Here is a 20,797-nt window from a genome sequence, read left to right as displayed (position 1 = left end):
GAACTTGACCGAGAAAACCCGGGCGCAGGAGTGGCACTCCCACGCCCCGTGCGAAGCCTCGTTCGGACGGAGGTCCTCTTCACCGCAGTAGGGGCAGTACAGTGGGGCGGATCTGGCGTCGCTCATTTCAGTAGCTCCTCGTCCGCCCGCAGCACCCAGTTGGCGAAGGTCTCGCCGCCGGAGCGGCCGTCCAGGTAGTGCCGGGCGACCCGCTCGACGTACTCCGGAAGCTCCTCGGCCGTGGCCTTGAGGCCGCGCACCTTGCGGCCGAAGCCGGCGGTCTCGCCCTTGGCCATCCCGAGCGCGCCGCCCAGGTGGATCTGGAAGCCCTCCACCTGCTCGCCGTGCGCGTTCATGACCAGCTGGCCCTTGAGGCCGATGTCGGCGACCTGGGTCCGGGCGCAGGCGTTCGGGCAACCGTTGATGTGCACCGAGATGTCCGCGTCGAAGTCCTTGAGCCGGTCCTCGAGCCGGGCCACCAGCTCCTCGCCGCGCGCCTTGGTCTCGACGATGGCGAGCTTGCAGTACTCGATGCCGGTGCAGGCCATGGTGCCCCGGCGCCAGGCCGACGGACGGGCTTCCAGCCCGATGCCGCGGAGACCCGCGATCAACGGTTCCACCTGGTCATCGGTGACATCGAGGACAAGAAGCTTCTGGTACGCCGTGAGCCGCACCCGCTCCGAGCCGTGCGCCTCGACCAGGTCGGCGAGCCGGCTGAGCTGCGTCCCGGAGGAGCGGCCGACGACCGGCGCCGCGCCGACGTAGTTGCGCCCGTCCACCTGCTTGTGCACGCCGATGTGGTCGATCGGCTTCTCCGGCAGGTCCGGCGACGGCCCGTCGATGAGTGCCCGGCCCAGGTACTCCTTCTCCAGGACCTCGCGGAACTTCTCCACGCCCCAGTCGGCGAGCAGGAACTTGAGGCGGGCCCGGTGGCGCAGACGCCGGTAGCCGTAGTCGCGGAAGATCCCGACCACGCCCTCCCAGACGTCCGGGATCTCGCCGAGCGGCACCCAGACGCCGAGCCGCTCGGCCAGGCGTGGGTTGGTGGACAGGCCGCCGCCGACCCAGAGGTCGAAGCCGGGGCCGTGGTCCGGGTGCACCACGCCGACGAACGAGATGTCGTTCGCCTGGTACGGCCCGTCCGCCAGCCAGGAGATCTGCGACTTGAACTTGCGGGGCAGGTTCGAGTAGCGGGGATCGCCGATGTAGCGCTTGATGATCTCGTCGATCGCCGGTGTGCCGTCGATCACCTCGTCGGCTGAGACGCCGGCGACCGGGCTGCCGAGCACGACGCGCGGGCAGTCACCGCAGGCCTCGGTGGTCTGCAGGCCGACCGCCTCCAGCCGGCGCCAGATCTCCGGCACGTCCTCGACCCGGATCCAGTGCAGCTGGATGTTCTGCCGGTCGGTGATGTCCGCGCTGTCGCGGCCGAACTCGGTGGAGATCTGCGCGATGGTGCGCAGCTGAGCGAGGTTCAGCGCGCCGCCGTCGATGCGGACGCGGAGCATGAAGTACTCGTCCTCGAGCTCCTCCGGCTCCAGCACCGCGGTGCGGCCGCCGTCGATCCCGGCCTTGCGCTGGGTGTAAAGACCCCACCAGCGGAACCGGCCACGCAGGTCGGCGGGGTCAATCGAGGAGAAGCCACCGTGGGCGTAGATGTTCTCGATGCGGGCCCGCACGTTGAGCGGGTTGTCGTCCTTCTTGCTGCGCTCGTTGGGGTTGAGCGGCTCGCGGTGTCCGAGCGCCCACTGTCCCTCGCCGCGCGCCTTACGGGGGCGGGCGGTCGGCCGTGCAGCGGGAGTGTTGCTGGGCGCCATGTCGGCGTTCCTCCGGGGCTGGTGGGCACGCGGGAACGCTCAGGGCCATTTGGAGGCTCGTGACGTCTGTGTCAGGAGAGGGCCCGGCGCGTCTCGCGCACCCGGACTCGAATCTCGGGTGGCGTCAGGAAGCCGGACACATCGCGCTGCGGACACGGCCGTAGTCCACGTGGCGGCGGGCCACGAAGCGGCGGTCTACTGCAGCGGTCATGTGCGCAAGCCTCTCACGCCCCGCCAATCTGGGCCAGTGCGGTCCAGATTTCGGGAGTGTGCCAAGTAGCACAACGGAAACATCCGACAATGCCCGGGGGCCCGGCGCCTTGAGTAGTGACAACATCACCGAAGGTTGGAAGACTCGGGCAGAGGCGCTAACCGGGAGCCGCGCATGCTCGCTCAACCCGCCCACGACGACTCCCCCTCCCGACCACTCGCCGGCCCGCGCCGGGCCAGCCCACGGCGCGCGGCCACGATTTTCTGGACCTGGGCTCCGGCACTTGTGCCGGCCGCGCTGACCGCCGCCGTGGGCCTGCTCGGCCTGGCGGTGCCGGCACCGGGTCCCGGGGAGGCACTGACCCGCGTGCTCAGTGCACCGGGAGCCGGGGAGATCGTCGAGACGGCACGCCGGTCGGACGTGGTGGGCGCGCCGTACCACCTGGTCATGCACTACTGGATCGAGTGGTTCGGTGACTCGGTCACGGTCCTGCGGCTGCCCTCCCTGGTGGCCATGGTGATCGGCGTGGGGATCGCGGGCGAGCTGGGCCGTCGGCTGTTCAGCCCGGGCGTCGGGTTCTACGGTGGCCTGCTGCTGGCCGCGCTGCCCCAGGTGAGCCGGTACGCCCAGGAGGCCGGCCCGTACGCCCTGGCCTTCCTCTTCACCACGGCCGCCACCCTGGTGCTCTACCGGACGCTGGACCGGCCGCGGTGGTGGCGCTGGACCGGGTACGGGCTGCTCGTCCTCGGCATCGGGCTGGCCCAGGTGACGGCGCTGCTGGTCCTGGCCGGGCACGCGTACATCGTGTTGTCGCGGTGGCGGCTGAGCAGGCAACCGGCACTCTTCTGGTGGTTTCCGGTGACTGTGCTGTCACTCGTACCCCCGGCGCCGTTGATCTCTTTGGGTTTGCGGCAGCATGCCGCGCTCTTTCTCTATCGCCCGAGCGCGCGGTGGGAGATGGCCTGGTCGGCACCGGAGGCGCTGGCCGGTACGGCCGGGCTGGTGGTGCTCGGGTGCGCGTTCGCCGCCCGGTGGCCGGACCGGGCGCTGATCCGCGAGCTGGCCGTGCTCGCCGCCGTGCCCCCGGTGGTGCTGCTCGCCGCCTCGTTCGTGACCGGGCCGTTCTGGGCGCCCCGGAACGTGCTCTTCGTGCTGCCGCCGATCGCGCTCTGCGCCGCGGTCGCGCTGCGCGGCCTGCGCCTGCGTGCGGCGCTGGTGTTCGCGCTGGTCATCCTGCTTGCTGTGCCGCAGCAGCGGGCGATCCGGCAGCCGGACGGCCACCAGGACCGGCCGCCGGCCACCGCATCACCATGATCAGCGCTTGCCGAGCGGCACCACCAGGACCGCCTCGGTGCCGCCGCCGGCCCGATTGCGCAGCTCGATGCTGCCGCGCAGTTCGCCGGTGGCGAGCGCCCGGACGATCTGCAGGCCGAGCCGGTTGCTGCCCTCGAACTTGAAGCCGTCCGGCAGGCCCTTCCCGTTGTCCGCCACCGTCACGTGCAACTGCTTGCGGAAGCGGTGTGCGGACACCACCACCTCACCGAGCGTCGCCGGCTCCACGGGTTCGTCGTCCTCGGCGGACGGGAAGCCGTGCTCGACCGCGTTGATCAGCAGCTCGTTGAGGACCATCACCAGCGAGGTGGCGATCTCGGCGGGCAGTACGCCGAACGTGCCCTCCCGCCGCATGTGCACCGGGACGCTGGTGGTGGCCACCTCGGTGGCGGCGGTGGCGACCCGGTCCACGATGCCGTCGAACTCGACCGCCTCGTCGCTGGACATCGAGAGCGTCTCGTGGACCAGCGCGATCGAGGCGACCCGGCGTACCGATTCCTCCAACGCCATCCGCGCCTCGGGCGCGTCCACCCGCCGGGCCTGGAGACGCAGCAGCGCGGCCACGGTCTGCAGGTTGTTCTTCACCCGGTGGTGGATCTCCCGGATGGTGGCGTCCTTGGTCATCAGGGCCCGCTCCCGGCGGCGGACCTCGGTGACGTCCCGGACCAGGACCAGCGCGCCGATCGGCACCCCGGCCGGCAACAGCGGCAGGGCCCGGGTGAGCACGGTGGCGCCGCGGGCCTCCACCTCCATCCGGGGCGGGAACTCGCCGCGCAGCGAGGCCAGGATCCGCTCGGCCGCGTCGTTGCCCTCGAGCGGGTCGGCGGAGAGCCGGCTGGCCAGTTTCGCCAGCTCCTCGCCGACCAGGTGGGCGTTGAAGCCGAGCCGCCGGTACGCGGACTGCGCGTTCGGACTCGCGTAGGTGACCTTGCCGGAGGCGTCCAGACGGATCAGCCCGTCGCCGACCCGGGGCGCCGAGGTGATCTCGCCCGGGTGCCGCCGCGGCGGGAAAGTCCCGTCGGCGACCATCTGGGCCAGGTCGTCCGCCGTGGTCAGGTAGTTGAGCTCCAGCTGGCTGGGCGTACGCGCGGTGCTCAGGTTGGTGTCCCGGCCGATCACCGCGATCACCTCGCTGAACCCCTCCTCCAGGTCGGTCTCGTCACGCCGCCGGACCGGGATCGCCTCGTGGCGGGCGGGCGTGTCCCCGTACCAGACCGGGTCGCCCTCCCGCCAGATCCGCTCCTGGGTCATCGCCACGTCGAGGTGCGCCACCTCCGGACCGCCGACGATCTTTCCGACCTGGTCGTCCTGGTACGCCGTCGGCGCGGTGACCGGCCGTACCTGGGCCACGCAGAGGAACTCGCGGGGCTCCCGCGGCTCCCCCTTGATCGGCACCCAGAGCAGCAGGTCCGCGAAGGAGAGGTCGGACAGCAACAACCAGTCACCGGCGAGCCGGTGCAGATGGTCGATGTCGGCGGGGCCGAGAGTAGTGTGCTCCTCGACGAGGTCACGCAGCGTGGACACCGGCCCAGCTTATTTCTAAAGCGTCGTCGTGACCTTCTTCAGCCCGCGAGGCGCATCGGGATCTTCGCCACGTGCCAGCGCCAGCGAGAGCGCGAGCTTCTGCAACGGCAGGATGTCGAGCAGCGGGCTGTACCGCTCGTCGACCGCCGGGACTCGGAGCTCCCCGGCCGGACCGATGGTCACCACGTCGGCCCGCCGCTCGCCCAGCCGGGCCACCACGTCCCGCATCGACTTTCCACCCGGGCCGTCGCCGACCACGGCGAGCACCGGCACGTCCGGGTCGGCCATGGCGAGCGGGCCGTGCAGCAGGTCGGCGCCGGAGAACGCGAGCGCCGGCAGGTAGGAGGTCTCCATCAGCTTCAGCGCGGCCTCACGGGCGGTCGGGTACGCGTACCCCCGGCCGGTGGTGACCAGGCTCGACGCGAACCGGTAGCGCTGGGCCAGCTCGCCGGCGGCCGGGTCGGCGAGCGCCTCCTCGGCGAGCTGCGGCAGTTTCGCCAGCGCGGCCCGCTCCTGTTCGGGAAGCCGGCCGTCACCCGCACGCACGCCCTCGATCAGCATCAGCAGCGCGAGCAGCTCGGCGGTGTACGTCTTGGTCGCCGCCACCGCCCGCTCGTGCCCGGCCGCGACATCGATCGAGAGCTCGGCGGCCTTGGCCAGCTGCGACTCGGGGTTGTTGGTGACCGCGAGGGTCAGCGCGCCGTTCTCCCGGGCGACGCTGAGCACCCCGGTCAGGTCGGCCGAGCCACCGCTCTGGCTGACGCCGATGACCAGCGAGCCGGTGAAGTCGGGACGGGCACCGTAGAGCGTGATCGCACTCGGCGAGGCGCTGGCCACCGGCAGGCCCAGCCGGATCTCGGAGAGGTACGCCCCATAGAGCGCCGCGTGGTCGGACGTCCCCCGGCCGACGAAGACCACGTTGCGCGGGCGGCGGCGGGCCACCTCGGCGGCGACGGCCGCGATCGCGCCGGCGTGCTCGTCCTCCAGCAGCCGGGCGAAACCCGCCGGCTGTTCCGCGATGTCCGCCGACATGCCTCGGCCTCGCTGTGTCACTTGTTCCTCCCCATTTGAGCGCTACTCGCGCAAAGCATGCGCAGTCTTGCAAGAAAAAGCTTACTCGGTCAAGGTTTCGCGCAAGAGTGCGCAAACGCGAGGACTGACAGATGGTGGGCACTTCGCCTAGGGTCTTCACTCGTGGATTCCCACCCCTCGGCTCGCCATGACCTCGCGCGCGCCCGCGCCGCTCTGGACGCCGGCGAGATGACCGACGCCGCCGGCCTGCTGGCCGGCGCGTTGCCCCACGCACCCACCCTGCCGGAGACACACGAGCTGCTCAGCCGGTTGGCCGCACGAGCCGGGGGCGCGCTCGACCTCTTCCCGCTCGAGCCGCACGCGTCGGTCGGCCGGGTGGTCGCCCGGGCACACCTGCTCGCGGCCGCGGGCCGGCCGGAGGACGGACTACCGCTGCTCGCGGCGGCCAGCAGCCAGATCCCGGCGACCGACTGGGCCGGGGTGCCCTGGGTGCAGGAGCCGGCGCTCGGCGCCCGGATCGAACCCGGGCTGCTCGCCCGTACCGTGATGCGCCTCTGCACCACGGTCGGCGACCCGGCGCCGGCCGACACGGTGGCCGCGCTCCGGCCGTACCTGACGGTGGTGCGGCACGCCGTCGCCGCGCACGGCGAGCACGCGATGCTGCTCGGCGCCGGCTCGGCGCTCGCCCGCCGGCTCGGCGAAAACCGCCTCGCCGTCGACTGGGCCGCACGTGGCGCGCGGTCGCAGCCGTCCAAGCTGGGAGAAATCTGGTTGGGGTACGCGTACCGCAGCGCCGGCCGGATGCCCGAAGCCCTCGCCGCGCTCCGCCGGGCCGTCGCCTACGACCCCGACGACCTCTCGGTGTACGCGGACGTCGCCGCCACCCTCGCCGATCTGGGCCGCCTCGACGAAGCCCTGCGCTGGACCGAACTGGCCCTGGAACGAGACCCCGCCTTCGACTGCGTGGTGCACACCGCCCACCGGCTGCGGTACCGCGCCGACGGCGACGTCGCCCACCTGGTCGCCCTCGCCGACTTCATCCGCGACCACCCGGACGACGCGCACGAGCACACCGACCTCGAAGAATGCTGCCGGAACACGGCTTGGCTCGGCGGCATGCCGGCCGGGGCGCCGCCGGCCGCAGGACGGGCGCCGGTCAACGCGGAACCGTCCGCCGACGCGCTCCGGCGGCTGCAACGCGTGGCCACCACCGCCTGGGCGCACCCGCCGGCCGCGTACGACCGCGCGCTCGGCCTGGTCCTCGTCGAACCGTGGGAGCTGCTCGCCCTGCTCGCCCACCCATCGGTCGCCGGCGCGGCGGAATCCACCGGCCTGGAGGTCTGGGCCTGCCTGGGCCTGCTCCACCACGGCACCGAGGAAACCTGGCTGGACTCCAGCCGCCGCCGGCTCCTGCTCAGCCTGCTCGACGGCGACGTCGACCGGGTGACCCAGGCCGCGCTCTTCGCACTCATCGCCTACGCCTGGGTGGACCCGGAGGCCCGCGCCGACGTGGCCGCCGTGGTCGCCGGGCGGCTCACCGAGACCGCCACCGGCCCGGCCGCACGCGCCGTCGCCGAGCTCGCCCTGGCCGCACCCGAGCTGGACCGGCCCACCCGGGAGCTGGCCCACGCCACCCTCCGTGTGCCCGCGGTCCCACGCCAGCGCGGGCGCGGCAGGTCGCTGCTGCGCTGGCGGCGGGACTGACGGCTCAGCCGTTGATGACGGCGATCAGGTCGCCCTCCTGGACCACGTCGCCCTCGTTCACCGCGAGCTGGTCGACCGTGCCGTCGGACTCGGCGACCACCGGGATCTCCATCTTCATGGACTCGAGAATCACCAGCGTGTCACCCTCTTCGACGGTGTCGCCGACCGAGGCCACGACCTTCCACACGTTGGCCACCATCTCGGCCCGGATCTCGTCCGCCATGCCCGAAAGCCCTCCTCGTCCACGCTGTCGAAGAATGCCATCAAACCATGGATCAGGAACGGGTGAGTCTCGGGCGGCAGGACGCGCCCACTACGATCGGCACCGAGTAACGCGCCACGAACAGGAGTCGGCCATGGCCAAGAAAGCCCGCAAGAAGAAGGCTCGCAAGAAGAGCAGCGCCAACCACGGCAAGCGCCCCAACAGCTGAGTGGGCTTCATACCCGAAAAGGCCCGGCAGCCTGGCTGCCGGGCCTTCTCCTTTGCTTGATCAGGGCAGGTACTCGCGGGTCTCGGTCTGCACCTCGAGCTGATCCAGCTTGTGCCGCAGGCGGTCCCGCAACTCCATCGGGGCGCGCTCGTCGCCGCAGCACCGGCCGACCAGAGCCTTCACGTCGTGCTCGATGCCGAACTCCTGCAGACAACCGGAACAGTCGTCCAGGTGCTTCTTGATCAGCTGGCGGCGTTCCTCGGAACACTCCAGATCCAGGTACAGATAGACCTCGCTGAGAACGACACTGCAATCGGTCTCGTGATCGTCGCTGCTCATCCCGTCACGCCCCCTGCGGCTCGGAAGTCGTACGGGTGATGCCGCGGTCGGACGCGTACTGCTCCAGCAGCTTGCGCAGGTTGCGCCGGCCGCGGTGCAGCCGGGACATGACGGTGCCGATCGGCGTACCCATGATGTCGGCGATCTCCTTGTACGAGAAACCCTCGACATCGGCGAGGTAGACGGCGAGCCGGAAATCCTCCGGCAGAGACTGCAACGCTTCCTTGATGTCACTGTCCGGAAGCCGATCCAGTGCCTCGGTCTCCGCCGACCGCAGGCCCTGCGACGTGTGCGACTCGCTCGACGCCAGCTGCCAGTCGGTGATCTCCTCGGTCGGCGCCTGCACGGGCTGGCGCTGCTTACGCCGATACGAGTTGATGTAGGTGTTCGTCAGGATCCGGTACAGCCAGGCCTTGAGGTTCGTACCTTCCTCGAACTGGTGAAACGCGGAATACGCCTTCAGAAACGTCTCCTGCACCAGGTCCTCGGCGTCAGCCGGGTTACGGGTCATCCGCAGTCCGGCGGCGTACAACTGATCCACGAACGGCAGCGCGTCACGCTCGAAACGCCTGCGCCGCTCGTCGGTCCGCTCCTTTTGGGCCACCCTGGACTCCCCCCTCGACCGCCCCGCCGAGGATACGGGTAGTGCCCCTGTAACGCCGTCGAAAACCGCGGGTGTGCCGACGCTCACCGACGGGGGTACGAGCGGCGCCTCGGCCGCGGGCCATTCGGGGGCGCTCAACAGGCTCCGCACCCGGATCGCCTCCCGGTCGTCGCGCTGGACGTACTCGGTACCGGCACCCACTACAAATACCCCTTCCGGACGACAGGCTTCCAGGCTGTGTAACGGCAAAACCGCAAGTTGCATTCCGTGCTTGCTGGTCTTCGCTGTCGCTCGACGGGGCATCGCGCCCCTTGACGTCCTTGTCTTGGGGCCCCAACACCACCACGGCTTCGCCTAGCCGTTTTCGGCACCCTCGACACGGACGGGCGCGATGCGTGGTGGTTGCGGTTTGGCGCGGGCTGGGGTGGTGGCCACTGTGGGCAGGGCGGGTTCGCTTTCTTAAGCCGTTGGGGTACGGGGAGCGCGCGGCTCTTGCGGGTGGGGCAACGCTTGCGGGACCTCGGTCTGCGTTGGTCTCCGCTTGCGCGCGTCACCCTGCGGGTCTCCGCTAGCGCGCCACACCCCGTGTAGGCCTCCGCTTGCACGCTCCACCCGGCGCAACCCTGCGCGGTCTCCGCTCGCGCGCATCACCCCGCGCGGTCTCCGCTCGCGCCTCTCTCCCGCGCGATCTCCACTTGCACGCCTCGCCTCGCGTAGGCCTCCGCTTGCACGCTTCACCCTGCGCGGTCCCCGCTTCCACGCCTCACCGCGCGGTCTCCGCTCGCGCGCCGCACCCGCGCGATCTCCACTTGCACGGCCTTCTTGTGGAGGCGCCTTTGAGGTGGGTTGTCGGGGGTCAGGTGGCCCAGTGGTGGGTGCGTAGCCAGGTTAGGGCGAGGGTTGCGGTGGTGGTGACGTCCTTGCGGAGGTCGTGAGTGGCGCCGGGGCGGATGATCACCTCGACGGGGCCGGTGGGGGTTGGGACGCCGAAGGGGTCGCGGTCGCCGTTCAGGACAAGGGTGGGGATTTCGGTGGGTAGCTCGGCGGCTCGGGTCTTCCCCGGCCTGCCGGGTGGGTGCAGCGGGAACGCCAGGGCCAGCACGCCCGCGGCGTTGAGCGTGGGGGCGGTGCGGCAGGCGACGCGGGCTCCGCTGGAGCGGCCGCCCAGGATCAGAGGCATATTGGGTACGCGCAGCGCGTCCACGACTGCGGTCCAGGCCTCGTCCAAGTGAGGGGCGGGCGCGGGCGCGCGACGGCCGGCGACCCGGTAGGGCTGGGTCACCAGGGCTACCCGCACGCCGGCCGCCACCGCCGCGTCGTGCACCGCCACCAGGTCGGGCGCGTCGACGCCGCCGCCGGCACCATGGCCGAGGACGAGCAGACTCCGCACCGGACCTGACGGCTCGGTGACGACAACGGCGGCGGGGCCGCGCGAGGTTTCGATCGTCCGGGTGGAGCTGGGCACAAGCTCCGTTTCTATCAGCGACTGACCGGTGTGAGTGTCAGGAACCGGCGATCGTCGTCGGAGTTGTCGTCCTCGACCATCTCACCGTCCGCCTGAACGCGCTCCCGCCAGGCCACCAGCATCGCCCGCCGCTCGCGTGGCGTGGTGCCACCCCAGACGCCGTGGCAGTCACCGACCTGGAGCGCCCACGCCAGACAAGGACCTTGCACGTCGCAGGTGCCGCATAGCGCGACAGCGCCACCGGACGGCTCATTCGGAGCAGGAAAGAACGTCTCCGGATCAACGCTGCGGCATGCGCCCCGTGTGCGCCAGGCCTCATCGGTACGTCTTTGCGCGATCGCCTCGAGCAGCCGCGGGTCGCGTCGCGCGATGGCAACCTCGTGCGGACGCGGCATGCGTGCTCGTGTCATCAGCCCACCTCCCCCGTGGGACCGGAACTGCATGTGGCGGCCGGGCCGCACCTTACGGTCCGGCACCACTCCGGCGCTGGTTTGTACCGCACCGTACAAGATCAGAACAAGGGGGTGATCTATCTTGAAACAAAGTTGCCGATTAAAAATAGGCGCATAAACCGACAAAGACCGTTGTTGATCTCGAGTTGTTCAGAAAAGCGTTACCTCGGCAACAGGTTTCACTAAGGCTGGACCGTTGTTTCGGACATTCCCGACTTCGGACCCCACCGGGCGTACCTCGATGGCCTCCAAATCCCGCTCGGAGAGCGGAACCAGAAGTTGCTCCGGATCCCCGCCACCGGCCAGCCAATCCGGCCAGCGATCGGCGGGCAGAATCAGCGGCATCCGGTCGTGCACGCGGGCCAGGTTCCCGGCCGCCGCAGTGGTGACGACGCTGCACGTGAGAACCGCCTCCGGACCCCAAGCGGACCAGAGCCCCGCGAAGGCGAGTGGCGCGCCATCGCCGGACGTCATGTAGTACGCCTGCTTCTGCTTACCCGAGGTACGAACCCACTCGAACCAGCCGTCAGCCGGGATCAAACACCGCCGCCGAGCGAACGACGGCGCGAAGGAACGCAGCGTAGCGACCGTCTCCGCCCGCGCATTGATCATGCGAGCGCCGCCGCGCAGGTCAGGCGCCCACGGCGGAACCAGCCCCCACCGTGCGGTGTCGATCACCCGGGCCTCATGCCGCTGCGAGATCCGCACCAGCGGCACCGGATCGGTGGGCGCGACGTTCCAGCTGGGCCGCAGCGGCTCGGCTACATCAACGGCCTCGAAGAAACTGCTGAGGTCGGCGTTGGTCCGAGTGGTCGCGTATCGCCCGCACATGCGCAGCACGGTACGCCCCGGCGGTCCCCGCCGTCCGCCCCGCAACTCCGGCCGCCACACGGACAGCCGCAACGCCGCACCACCCGCGGCCTCACTTCCGCAAGCCGCTCCGCTCGCGGCGCACCTCCGGCAACCGCAGCCGCGACTCCGCCGCACCACCCGCAGCCCCACTACCCGCAGGCCGCCCCACCGGCAAGCTGCGCAGCATCGCTGGCGGCCGCGGTGCCTGGCTGGGGCGGCGTGACCGGGCAGCGTGGGCGCGGCGACGAGATGCGGGTCAGCCGTAGGGGGCGCATCTGCCGGGATTGTCCCGGGGGCCGGGAACACCACCCGGAAATGTCGGTGCGCGACGGCAGAATGGCGATCGTGACTGCTGAACCTCGCCCCTGGCTCGCTCCGCCCGCTTCCGGTCCGGTCACGGCAACCGTGCGGCTGCCCGGCTCGAAATCGATGACGGCGCGGGCGCTGGTGCTCGCCGCGCTGGCCGACGGGCCGTCGGTGATCGAGGCCCCGCTGCGGGCCCGCGACACCGTGCTGATGTCCGCCGGCCTGCGGGCGCTCGGTGTCGGCGTCGACACCGGCGCGGACGACCGCTGGACCGTGGAGCCAGGCCCGCTGCGTGGCCCGGCCCGGATCGACGTGGGGCTGGCCGGCACGATCATGCGGTTCCTGCCACCGGCCGCCGCGCTGGCCGAGGGCACGGTCGAGTTCGACGGTGACCCGCACGCCCGCAACCGGCCGCTGCGGCCGATCGTCGAGGCGCTGCGCTCGCTCGGCGTGACGATCGAGGCCTCGTCCACCGGCGGCCTGCCGCTCACCGTGCGCGGCGGGGGCCTGGTGGAGGGCGGCGAGGCGGTCATCGACGCCTCCGGGTCCAGCCAGTTCGTCTCCGGCCTGCTGCTGTCCGCTCCCCGGTTCGCCAAGGGCCTGGTTCTGCGCCACGAGGGTCCACCGGTGCCGTCCGCGCCGCACCTGCGGATGACCACGCACATGCTGCGCGCCGCCGGCGCGGTGGTGGACGAGAGCGTGCCGGATGTGTGGACCGTCGAGCCGGGCGCGCTTCAGGGGCGGACCTGGACGATCGAGCCGGACCTCTCCGGGGCGGCGCCGTTCTTCGCCGCCGCGGCGGTCACCGGCGGCTCGGTCACGCTGGCCGGCTGGCCGGCCGACAGCTGGCAGCCGGTCGACCGGCTGACCGAGCTCTTCACCGGCCTGGGCGCCGAGGTCACCCGATCCGGCGAGGGCCTGACCGTGCGGGGCACCGGCACCCTGCGCGGCATCACCGCCGACCTCTCCGAGGTCAGTGAGCTCACTCCGGTGATCTCCGCGCTGGCCGTCCTCGCCGAAGGCCCCTCCGAGCTGCGCGGGGTCGCGCACATCCGCGGGCACGAGACCGATCGGATCAGCGCGCTCGCCACCGAGCTGAGCAAGGCCGGCGCCGAGGTGACCGAGTTCCCGGACGGCCTGCGGATCGTGCCGCGGCCGCTGCACGGCACCACCTTCGAGACCTATGCCGACCATCGGATGGCACACGCGGCGGCGGTTATCGGCCTCGCCGTACCGGGCATCAACCTCGCCGACGTAGGTTGTACGTCGAAGACGTTGCCCGAGTTCCCCGAACTCTGGGCGGGACTCGTGGCGAGGAGCTAGATCTGCCAGGCCGTAAGCGGGAGTACGACGAGGACGACGTCCGGATCCGGCCGGGCCGATCGTCGCGCCCGCGTACCCGGACGCGGCCGAAACACGACGACGCGATCGACGCCCTGGTGATCACGGTCGACCGCGGCCGGTACGGGTGCGTGCGCGAGGACACCATCGACACCGAGTTGATCACCGCGATGCGCGCCCGCGAGCTGGGTCGCAAGTCGGTGGTGGTGGGCGACCGGGTGGCGCTTGTCGGCGACATCTCGGGGGCGCCCGGAGCGCTGGCCCGGATCGTGCGCATCGGTGAGCGCACGTCAGTGCTGCGCCGGACCGCGGATGACGACGACACCACGCCCGAGGGCCGCCTGGAGCGGGTGGTGGTGGCGAACGCGGACCAGCTCGTGATCGTGAGCGCGCTGGCCGACCCGCCGCCGCGGACCGGGTTCATCGACCGCTGCCTGGTGGCGGCGTACGACGCGGGCGTCGAGCCGCTGCTCTGCCTGACGAAAGCCGACCTGGCCGGTCCGGAGCAGGTGCTGGACTACTACGCCGAGCTCGACCTGCCGTACGTCCTGGTGCGCCCGGGCAGCGACCTGGACGACGTCCGCAAGCGGCTGGCCGGCCGGCTCTCGGTGATGGTGGGCCATTCCGGCGTCGGCAAGTCGACCCTGGTGAACCGCCTGGTGCCGGACGCCTTGCGCGCCGTCGGCGCGGTGAGCGCGGTCGGCAAAGGGCGGCACACATCGACCAGCGCGGTGGCGTTGCGCCTCCCAGTGGTCGGCAAGTCACGCAAGGACCCGGGCTGGATCATCGATACGCCCGGGATCCGCAGTTTCGGTCTGGCCCACGTGAGCGCCGAGAGCCTGCTGCACGGCTTCCCCGACCTGGTCGAGGGCACTCTCGAGGACCAGCCCAACTGCGGCCACACCGCCGCCGACGCCGAGTGCCGTCTCGACGCCTGGATAGCCGGCGGCCACGCCGACCCACGCCGCCTGGCGTCGTACCGCCGCTTGCTCAGCTCCCGCGCCGGCGACCTGGACCAACGAGACCACCCCGCCGACGAACACCCACCCGCCTAGCCAAACCACCGCACCGCCGCACCCACCCGCGCAGCCGCACCACCAACCAAGGCCGACGCCCTAAGCCAGACCACCACGCATCGCGCCCGTCCGTGTCGAGGCCGCCGAAAACGGCAAGGCGCAGCCGTAGTCGTTTTCGGTGGCCTCGACACGGACGCCAAAGGGCGCGATGCCCCGCCGAGCGGCAGCGAAGGCCAGCAAGCACAGCCGCCGAGCGGCAGCGAAGGCCAGCAAGCACAGCCGCCGAGCGGCAGCGAAGGCAAGCAAGCACAGCACTGTAGGTTTTCGGCATGGCCGGATATTCGGACGATCTCGCGCTTGCCCATCTGCTCGCCGACACGGCTGACGCCATTTCGACGGCCCGGTTTCGCGCGCTGGATCTGCGTGTCGAGGCCAAGCCGGATCTGACCCCGGTCTCCGACGCCGACACCGCGGTGGAGAAGGCGGTGCGTGCGACGCTGGCCCGGGCGCGGCCGCGGGACGGTGTGCTGGGTGAGGAGTTCGGCCGGTCGGTCGCGGCGGCGGGGCCGGGCAGCCGGTACTGGGTGATCGATCCGATCGACGGGACCAAGAATTTCGTCCGCGGGGTGCCGATCTGGGCCACGTTGATCGCGTTGATGGAGGGCGATACCCCGGTGGTGGGCCTGGTCTCCGCGCCGGCGCTGGGCCGGCGCTGGTGGGCGGCGCGCGGGCTGGGTGCGTACGCGGGCAAGCACCAGCACGCCGCGACCAGGATCAGCGTGTCGTCGGTGCGGAGTCTGGCCGACGCGAGTTTCTGCTACGCCAGCCTGAACGGGTGGGCTGACATCGGCCGCCTGGACCAGATGCTGGACATCCTGCTCGGGGTGTGGCGGAGCCGGGCGTACGGCGACTTCTACGGGTACATGCTGCTCGCCGAGGGCGCCTTGGACGCGATGGCCGAGCCGGAGCTCTCGCTCTGGGACATGGCGGCGCTGATCCCGATCGTGACCGAGGCCGGCGGCAAGATCACCGACCTGGACGGGCGGCCTACCGGGGACAAGACCTCGGTGGTGGGGACCAATGGCCTGCTCCACGAGAGCGTCCTCGCGGCGCTGGCCCGGCGATCCTGATCAGGCAAGCGCGGACTTATGGCATGAGACCACCCGAGCGGGGTACTTCTCACATGCCCGCCGGGGGCCTATGACCCGATAAATGGATTTATGCCCACTTGGTGGTGACCGCGGCGACCGATCCTCACACGCGCCGAAATGCGAGGAGGGGACGCGTTATGCACAATGGAGCGATCATGCCAAGCGAGGTTCGTCACCTGGTGGACCGCGGCCAGACCTATCCTCTGGTCCGGCTGACCGGGGTGCTCGACGCGGACACCGCTACGCCGGTCCGCACGGCACTTCTCGACCTGCTGGCGACCCAGCCCGAGGCGATCGTCGTCGACGTCACCGGTCTGCGAGTGGCGCAGTCGGACGCGATCTCGGTGCTGCGTGAGGTTCTCGATCAGACCCGGGACTGGCCGGGCAGTCACCTCGCGCTCTGCGGTCCGGCCGACGCCCTGCCCTGGCAGCCGAGCGGCTGGCCGGTGTGGCCCGACCCGGCCGGGGCCTTCGCGGCTCTCGGCGAGCCGGAGACCGATCGCCGGGTCAGCGTTGATCTCGAGCCGGTGGTGGGCGCGGCCCGCCGTTCCCGCGAGGTCATCACCGAGGCGTGCGGCCGGTGGGAGCAGCCCGACCTGGCCGGCAACGCGTGCATCGTGGCGACCGAGATGGTCAACAACGTGGTGGCCCACGCCCGTACGCCGATGCGGGTTCTGCTCGCTCTGCACGGCGACACGATGAGCGTGGCGGTCCGCGACGGTTCGGCCAAGATCCCCCGGTTCACCGGCCAGGTCGCACCCACGTCGTACGGCGGACGCGGCCTCCTCCTGATCGATTCGGTGGCCACCCGCTGGGGCCATCTCGCCCTGGCCGACGGCAAGGTGGTGTGGGCGCGACTGGAGGCGGACTCGGAGATTCCGCGGACCAAAGACCTACAACGCGACGATGCCGGTATGACCGACCCCACCCGTGGGTAGATTGCGGGCATGCGAGACAACGACTACCCCACCGAGGTCAGCGACCCGGAGGCCTCCGGGCTCCCGGACACCGCCGACGACGACTCCACGGCGTACGACGAGGTGAACAGCCCTCGGTGGAGCGACGGGCCGGACCCGGCCGCGCTCGCCGGGGTGGGTCCGGGCGGGTCGAACCGCTTCGGTGACACCGCCGAGGAGCAGCGCCAGGGCGAGGGCCTGGAGCGCCGCCTGCGGCAGGAGCGACCGGACTTCGGCGCCGAGGACGAAATGCCGGCGCGGCGCGACCCGTTGGACGAGACGTTGGACGACTCGGAGCAGCGGCAGTTCGACCGGGACGTCTGGGAGCCCGGGCCGACGTCGGACCCGCACTCCCCGATCTCCCTCTACGACGACGGGCAGCTGGACGAGGAGAATCCTCGCGCGGTCGGCCGGCTGGTCGCCCCGGACGAGGGTTCGGGCATCGATGAGGAGCCCGACAGCGTGGCCTACGACGCGGGTGCGGCCGGCGGCGGCGCCAGCGCCGAGGAGCTGGCCATGCACGAGACCCGCGCGCCCGACTACGACTGAACCTAAAGATTTGGCATCGGCTCTTGCCCTGAGCCCTCGTACCTGCGCAAAGTGCAGCGCGTGATCAAGGGTGGGAGTCTGTCGGTGAAAAGCGCGCGCCTGCTGCGGCCGCTGCTCGCGGCCGCAGTGTTCGTCTCCGGGGTCACGTCGACGGCCTTGGTCGCCGACCGGGGCGCCCCGGCCCGGGCGGCCGACACGGTGAGCCGTTCGGCGCTCAGCGACGACTTCGACGGGGCCCGCGGTGGCGCGCCGGACGGGGCGAAATGGGCCGGCGATCCGGGACGCGCCCAGTTGACGGGTGACGGTCAGCTCGCCCTGGGCACCGTGCTGCGGACGCAGAAGTCCTTCGGGCAGGCGTACGGGCGGGCCGAGGCGCGGATCCGGATGAACCGGGTCGGCGGCGCCTGGCGCGCTCTGGGGGTCCTGAACCAGGACGGCGGGCTTCCGGCCGGCAAGGTGGAGGTGCTGGCCGACGACCGGGTGGACAGCGACGACTTCCACACGTACGTGATCGACTGGACGCCCACCTCGCTGGTCTGGTCGGTCGACGGCCGCCAGGTTCTGCGCTTCACGCCGGCCGGCTCCGGCCGTCCGTTGCTGGTGAGCCTGAACACGGCTGCCGGCGGGTTCAACCCGGCGACCATGCTGGTCGACTACGTACGCGTCTCGGTCCGGGTCACCGTCAAAGCCACCACCTGGAAGGCCCGCACCCTCTACCGGCCCGGCAAGTACGTCCGCTTCGAGGGCGACATCTACCGCGTACGGGAGTTGCACACCTCGCTGCCCGGCTGGCAGCCGACCCTGGTGCCGGCACTCTTCCGAAAAGTTTGAGGATCTCCGTTATCCGGCGGTTCCGGAACCCGTCTCCATTGACCGATGACAGTCGAACTTTAAAGACTGTTTGAAGTAACGGTTCCCTCTCCCCCGGAGGATCCCCATGCGCAAGTTACGACTCCTGCTCGGCGCGGCCACAGTCGCACTCACCCTGGCCGGGGCACTGACCGTCGCCTCCAGCGGTGACACCGCGGAAGCCGCGATCGGCCCGGTCACCTGGTCCGACGAGTTCAACGGCGCCGCCGGAACGTCGGTGGACGGCTCGAAGTGGAACTTCGACGTCGGCGGTGGCGGCTTCGGCAACAGCGAGCTGCAGTACTACACCAACTCCACGAACAACGTCCGGCAGGACGGCCAGGGTCACCTCGCGATCACCGCTCGCAGGGAGAACCCGGCCAACTACCAGTGCTGGTACGGCACGTGCCAGTACACCTCGGGCCGGATCCTGACCTCCGGCAAGTTCACCCAGCGCTACGGCCGGTTCGAGGCCAGCATCAAGGTGCCGAAGGGCCAGGGCATCTGGCCGGCGTTCTGGATGCTCGGCGACAACCTGGGCAGCGTCGGCTGGCCGCAGTCCGGCGAGATCGACATCATGGAGAACGTCGGCAAGGAGCCGAACAAGCTCTACGGCACCATTCACGGCCCCGGTTACTCCGGCGGCAGCGCGATCGGCGGCAGCCGGACCCTGAGCGCCCCGCTCGGTGACGCCTTCCACCAGTACGCCGTGGAGTGGTCCCCGAACCTGATCATCTGGTACCTGGACGGCTCCGAGTACTTCCGGGTCACCCCGGCCTCGCTCGGCGGCCGGCAGTGGGTGTTCGACCACCCGTTCTTCATGATCCTGAACGTGGCGGTCGGCGGTAACTGGCCGGGCAGCCCGGACGCCTCCACCTCGTTCCCGCAGACCATGCTCGTCGACTACGTACGCGTCTCGGCCTGGAACGAGGGCACCACCCCGCCGCCGGCCACCGGCACCGCGCTGAAGAGCAACTTCAACGGCCGCTGCATCGACATCCCGGGTGGCAACGCGGTCGACGGCGCGCGTCTGCAGATGTGGGACTGCAACGGCAGTGGCGCCCAGAAGTGGACCTTCAACAGCGACGGCACCCTGCGGGCCCTGGGCAAGTGCATGGACCCGGCCGGAGGCGCGCTGGCCAACGGCACCCCGATCCAGCTGGTCACCTGCAACGGCAACCCGGTGCAGCGGTTCACCCTGTCGGCGGCCGGTGACCTGGTGAACGTCTCGTCCAACCGGTGCGTCGACATCGCGGAGTGGAACAACACCAACGGTGCCCGGCTCCAGCTCTGGGACTGCGGCGGCACCGCCAACCAGAAGTGGACAAGGGCCTGATTCAGGCGATGCGGAGACCGGTCACCGGCTGACGGTGTACCGGTCTCCGTAGACCCGCCAGGTGAGCGGGGTGGCCAGGTCCAGGTTGCCGGCACGCAGGAAGGTCCGCTGCGCGGTGTCCACCCGGGTGGTGTCCCGGTGCGCCGGCTCGGTACGCATCTCCGCACGCCGGGCGTCGAGGAACGCGGACAGATAGCCGATCTCGTCGCCGCCCTGCGCCGGGGTCCGCTGCCCGGCCACCGCCCTCTCCCGGATCTCACGCAGCCCGTCGACGCCGTGCATCACCGCCGCGTCGTAGTAGGCGAACTGACCGAGCGCCCGGAGTCCGTCCGCCTCGGCCAGCCGTACCGCCGGCCGGAAGTACATCCGGTCCCGTACGTCCTCCTGCACTTTCTGGAAAACCGCATCGCCGGCGGCGGCCTGCCAAGCGCGCGGGAAGCCGGGGTCCAGGCCCCGATGCGAGTCGGTGCCGTCCACCGCGCGCAGCGCGGGCAGGTAGCCGGCCAGCCCGTTCTCCGGCTTGCGCTTGGTGTACTCGGTCACCACCGCCAGCATGTCCGAGGTGCCGGAGCAGAACCCGGCGATGCCGCCGGTGTAGCCGCGTCCGTCGTCCAGATCCTCGATGTACCCGTACTGCCCGCGCCAGTCGAGCGTCGAGTTCTCCGCGCTGGAGACCAGCTTCAGCGCGATGTCCTTCTTGGCGGCGGCGGTCAGATCCGCGGCGACCGCGGGCACTTCGACGCCGGCCGCCCGGGACGACTCGGTCACCGGCGCCGCCGAACCCGGCCCGTACGCCCGCACGTCCCACAGCGAGTAGCCGCCGGTCGCGCCTCGCTGAGTGGCCAGGATCCGGAGGTAGCGCCCGGTGCCCTGGAGGTTGCGGACGTCGTCGGTGCCGCCGTCGCCGGACGCCGTCCGGTAGAGGTCGGTCCAGACCGAACCGTTGTCCGAGAGCTGGATCCGGTACGCCTTCGCGTACGCCCCGGCCCAGGACAGCCGCACCCGGCGCACCTCCTGGGCGGCACCGAGATCGATCTGGATCCACTGCGTGCCGGGCCCGCTCGCGCTGGCCCACCGGGTGTCCTGGTGGGCGTCGGTGATCCCGGAGGCGGCCCAGGCGACGCTCGCGGTGGACGAGGCGAGCACCGGCCGCCGCAGCGACAGCAGCACATCGGGAGACGCGTTGGCGGCCACCGAGACGGCCAGCGGGACGCAGAGCACCGCCACGATTCCACTGCCCAGCGCGAAGGAACGCATGCTCCCACGCTAGGGCGGTGCCCCTCAGCGACGCTTACGGTTCCGGGAAATCAACACTATCGCCAATACGACCAGGGCAATCACACCCACGCAGCAGAGCAGGCCGAAGACCCCGAACCCGAGCCCGCGGGAGCGCCGCCGCGCCGCCTCCACCGCGATCTCCGCCACGCCGTTGCTCGCCGCCCAGGCGTGCGCCGGGATCACCAGTGCCATCACCGTGCCGGTCAGCACGGCGGCCAGTCGGGACCACCACTTCACCACGTCAGCCATGGT

General features: G+C 71.0%; 21 protein-coding genes. 10 read left to right on the top strand and 11 right to left on the bottom strand.

The genetic code is table 11. The features are described from left to right. Positions 1–122 precede the first annotated feature (122 nt). A complete protein-coding gene (locus I4J89_RS10025) occupies positions 123–1,817 on the bottom strand; it encodes a nitrite/sulfite reductase (protein WP_196413596.1) in 1,695 nt (564 codons plus the stop codon). A 385-nt stretch (positions 1,818–2,202) separates the two neighbouring features. On the opposite strand from I4J89_RS10025, the gene I4J89_RS10020 reads away from it, so the two are divergent. Then, the gene (locus I4J89_RS10020; protein ID WP_196413595.1) at positions 2,203–3,342 is read left to right on the top strand and encodes a glycosyltransferase family 39 protein; all 1,140 of its coding nucleotides are present in this window, start codon (positions 2,203–2,205) and stop codon (positions 3,340–3,342) included. On the opposite strand, the gene I4J89_RS10015 is transcribed toward I4J89_RS10020, so the two are convergent. Then, entirely contained in the window at positions 3,343–4,884 is a 1,542-nt protein-coding gene (locus tag I4J89_RS10015) for a sensor histidine kinase (RefSeq protein ID WP_196413594.1), read from the bottom strand. It lies immediately after the preceding gene. A gap of 15 nt (positions 4,885–4,899) precedes the next feature. Further along, the gene (locus I4J89_RS10010) at positions 4,900–5,916 is read right to left on the bottom strand and encodes an SIS domain-containing protein (protein WP_196413882.1); all 1,017 of its coding nucleotides are present in this window, start codon (positions 5,914–5,916) and stop codon (positions 4,900–4,902) included. 162 nt (positions 5,917–6,078) lie between these two features. On the opposite strand from I4J89_RS10010, the gene I4J89_RS10005 reads away from it, so the two are divergent. Further along, entirely contained in the window at positions 6,079–7,620 is a 1,542-nt protein-coding gene (locus I4J89_RS10005; protein ID WP_196413593.1) for a tetratricopeptide repeat protein, read from the top strand. Between the two features lie 4 nt (positions 7,621–7,624). On the opposite strand, the gene I4J89_RS10000 is transcribed toward I4J89_RS10005, so the two are convergent. Beyond that, a complete protein-coding gene (locus tag I4J89_RS10000) occupies positions 7,625–7,843 on the bottom strand; it encodes a biotin/lipoyl-binding carrier protein (protein WP_196413592.1) in 219 nt (72 codons plus the stop codon). Between the two features lie 133 nt (positions 7,844–7,976). Between I4J89_RS10000 and I4J89_RS51935 the strand changes: the two genes are divergently transcribed. Beyond that, positions 7,977–8,051, top strand: a complete 75-nt coding sequence (locus tag I4J89_RS51935) for a 50S ribosomal protein bL37 (protein WP_369752275.1) — start codon at positions 7,977–7,979, stop codon at positions 8,049–8,051. 60 nt (positions 8,052–8,111) lie between these two features. On the opposite strand, the gene rsrA is transcribed toward I4J89_RS51935, so the two are convergent. From rsrA to I4J89_RS09975, 5 genes are all read right to left on the bottom strand, one after another. Then, entirely contained in the window at positions 8,112–8,390 is a 279-nt protein-coding gene (gene rsrA / locus I4J89_RS09995) for a mycothiol system anti-sigma-R factor (RefSeq protein ID WP_196413591.1), read from the bottom strand. Between the two features lie 4 nt (positions 8,391–8,394). Then, positions 8,395–9,195, bottom strand: coding sequence for a sigma-70 family RNA polymerase sigma factor (locus I4J89_RS09990; RefSeq protein WP_196413590.1), 801 nt, complete (start codon positions 9,193–9,195; stop codon positions 8,395–8,397). Positions 9,196–9,850: 655 nt separating this feature from the next. After that, on the bottom strand, positions 9,851–10,459 hold the full coding sequence (locus I4J89_RS09985) for an alpha/beta hydrolase family protein (RefSeq protein WP_196413589.1): 609 nt from the start codon (positions 10,457–10,459) through the stop codon (positions 9,851–9,853). Positions 10,460–10,473: 14 nt separating this feature from the next. Beyond that, positions 10,474–10,869: a WhiB family transcriptional regulator gene (locus I4J89_RS09980; RefSeq protein WP_196413588.1), complete on the bottom strand. Its 396-nt coding sequence runs from the start codon at positions 10,867–10,869 to the stop codon at positions 10,474–10,476. 192 nt (positions 10,870–11,061) lie between these two features. Beyond that, a complete protein-coding gene (locus tag I4J89_RS09975; protein WP_196413587.1) occupies positions 11,062–11,742 on the bottom strand; it encodes an SOS response-associated peptidase in 681 nt (226 codons plus the stop codon). Between the two features lie 357 nt (positions 11,743–12,099). Here I4J89_RS09975 and aroA point away from each other — a divergent pair, with 357 nt between their 5' ends. The 7 genes from aroA to I4J89_RS09940 all read left to right on the top strand — a co-directional run bounded on the left by aroA (position 12,100) and on the right by I4J89_RS09940 (position 19,267). After that, positions 12,100–13,392: a 3-phosphoshikimate 1-carboxyvinyltransferase gene (gene aroA, locus I4J89_RS09970; protein ID WP_196413881.1), complete on the top strand. Its 1,293-nt coding sequence runs from the start codon at positions 12,100–12,102 to the stop codon at positions 13,390–13,392. 2 nt (positions 13,393–13,394) lie between these two features. Continuing rightward, positions 13,395–14,465, top strand: a complete 1,071-nt coding sequence (gene rsgA, locus I4J89_RS09965) for a ribosome small subunit-dependent GTPase A (RefSeq protein WP_196413880.1) — start codon at positions 13,395–13,397, stop codon at positions 14,463–14,465. A 290-nt stretch (positions 14,466–14,755) separates the two neighbouring features. Beyond that, positions 14,756–15,556, top strand: coding sequence for a histidinol-phosphatase (gene hisN / locus I4J89_RS09960; RefSeq protein WP_196413586.1), 801 nt, complete (start codon positions 14,756–14,758; stop codon positions 15,554–15,556). 176 nt (positions 15,557–15,732) lie between these two features. Further along, positions 15,733–16,515, top strand: a complete 783-nt coding sequence (locus I4J89_RS09955) for an ATP-binding protein (protein ID WP_230858648.1) — start codon at positions 15,733–15,735, stop codon at positions 16,513–16,515. A gap of 9 nt (positions 16,516–16,524) precedes the next feature. Next, positions 16,525–17,082 (top strand): DUF5709 domain-containing protein, encoded by a 558-nt coding sequence (locus I4J89_RS09950; protein ID WP_196413584.1) that lies wholly within the window; start codon positions 16,525–16,527, stop codon positions 17,080–17,082. A gap of 84 nt (positions 17,083–17,166) precedes the next feature. Then, on the top strand, positions 17,167–17,913 hold the full coding sequence (locus I4J89_RS51445; protein ID WP_196413583.1) for a family 16 glycosylhydrolase: 747 nt from the start codon (positions 17,167–17,169) through the stop codon (positions 17,911–17,913). Between the two features lie 106 nt (positions 17,914–18,019). Beyond that, entirely contained in the window at positions 18,020–19,267 is a 1,248-nt protein-coding gene (locus tag I4J89_RS09940) for a glycoside hydrolase family 16 protein (RefSeq protein WP_196413582.1), read from the top strand. A 21-nt stretch (positions 19,268–19,288) separates the two neighbouring features. On the opposite strand, the gene I4J89_RS09935 is transcribed toward I4J89_RS09940, so the two are convergent. Continuing rightward, positions 19,289–20,524 carry a chitosanase gene (locus I4J89_RS09935; RefSeq protein ID WP_196413581.1) on the bottom strand — a complete coding sequence of 412 codons (1,236 nt, stop codon included), beginning with the start codon at positions 20,522–20,524 and terminating at the stop codon, positions 19,289–19,291. A 24-nt stretch (positions 20,525–20,548) separates the two neighbouring features. After that, positions 20,549–20,794 carry a hypothetical protein gene (locus I4J89_RS09930; RefSeq protein WP_196413580.1) on the bottom strand — a complete coding sequence of 82 codons (246 nt, stop codon included), beginning with the start codon at positions 20,792–20,794 and terminating at the stop codon, positions 20,549–20,551. Positions 20,795–20,797: the final 3 nt, after the last annotated feature.

Origin of the sequence: Actinoplanes aureus (assembly GCF_015704865.1) — a bacterium.
Taxonomy (GTDB): domain Bacteria; phylum Actinomycetota; class Actinomycetes; order Mycobacteriales; family Micromonosporaceae; genus Actinoplanes; species Actinoplanes aureus.
This window is presented reverse-complemented; position numbering and strand designations above follow the sequence as displayed.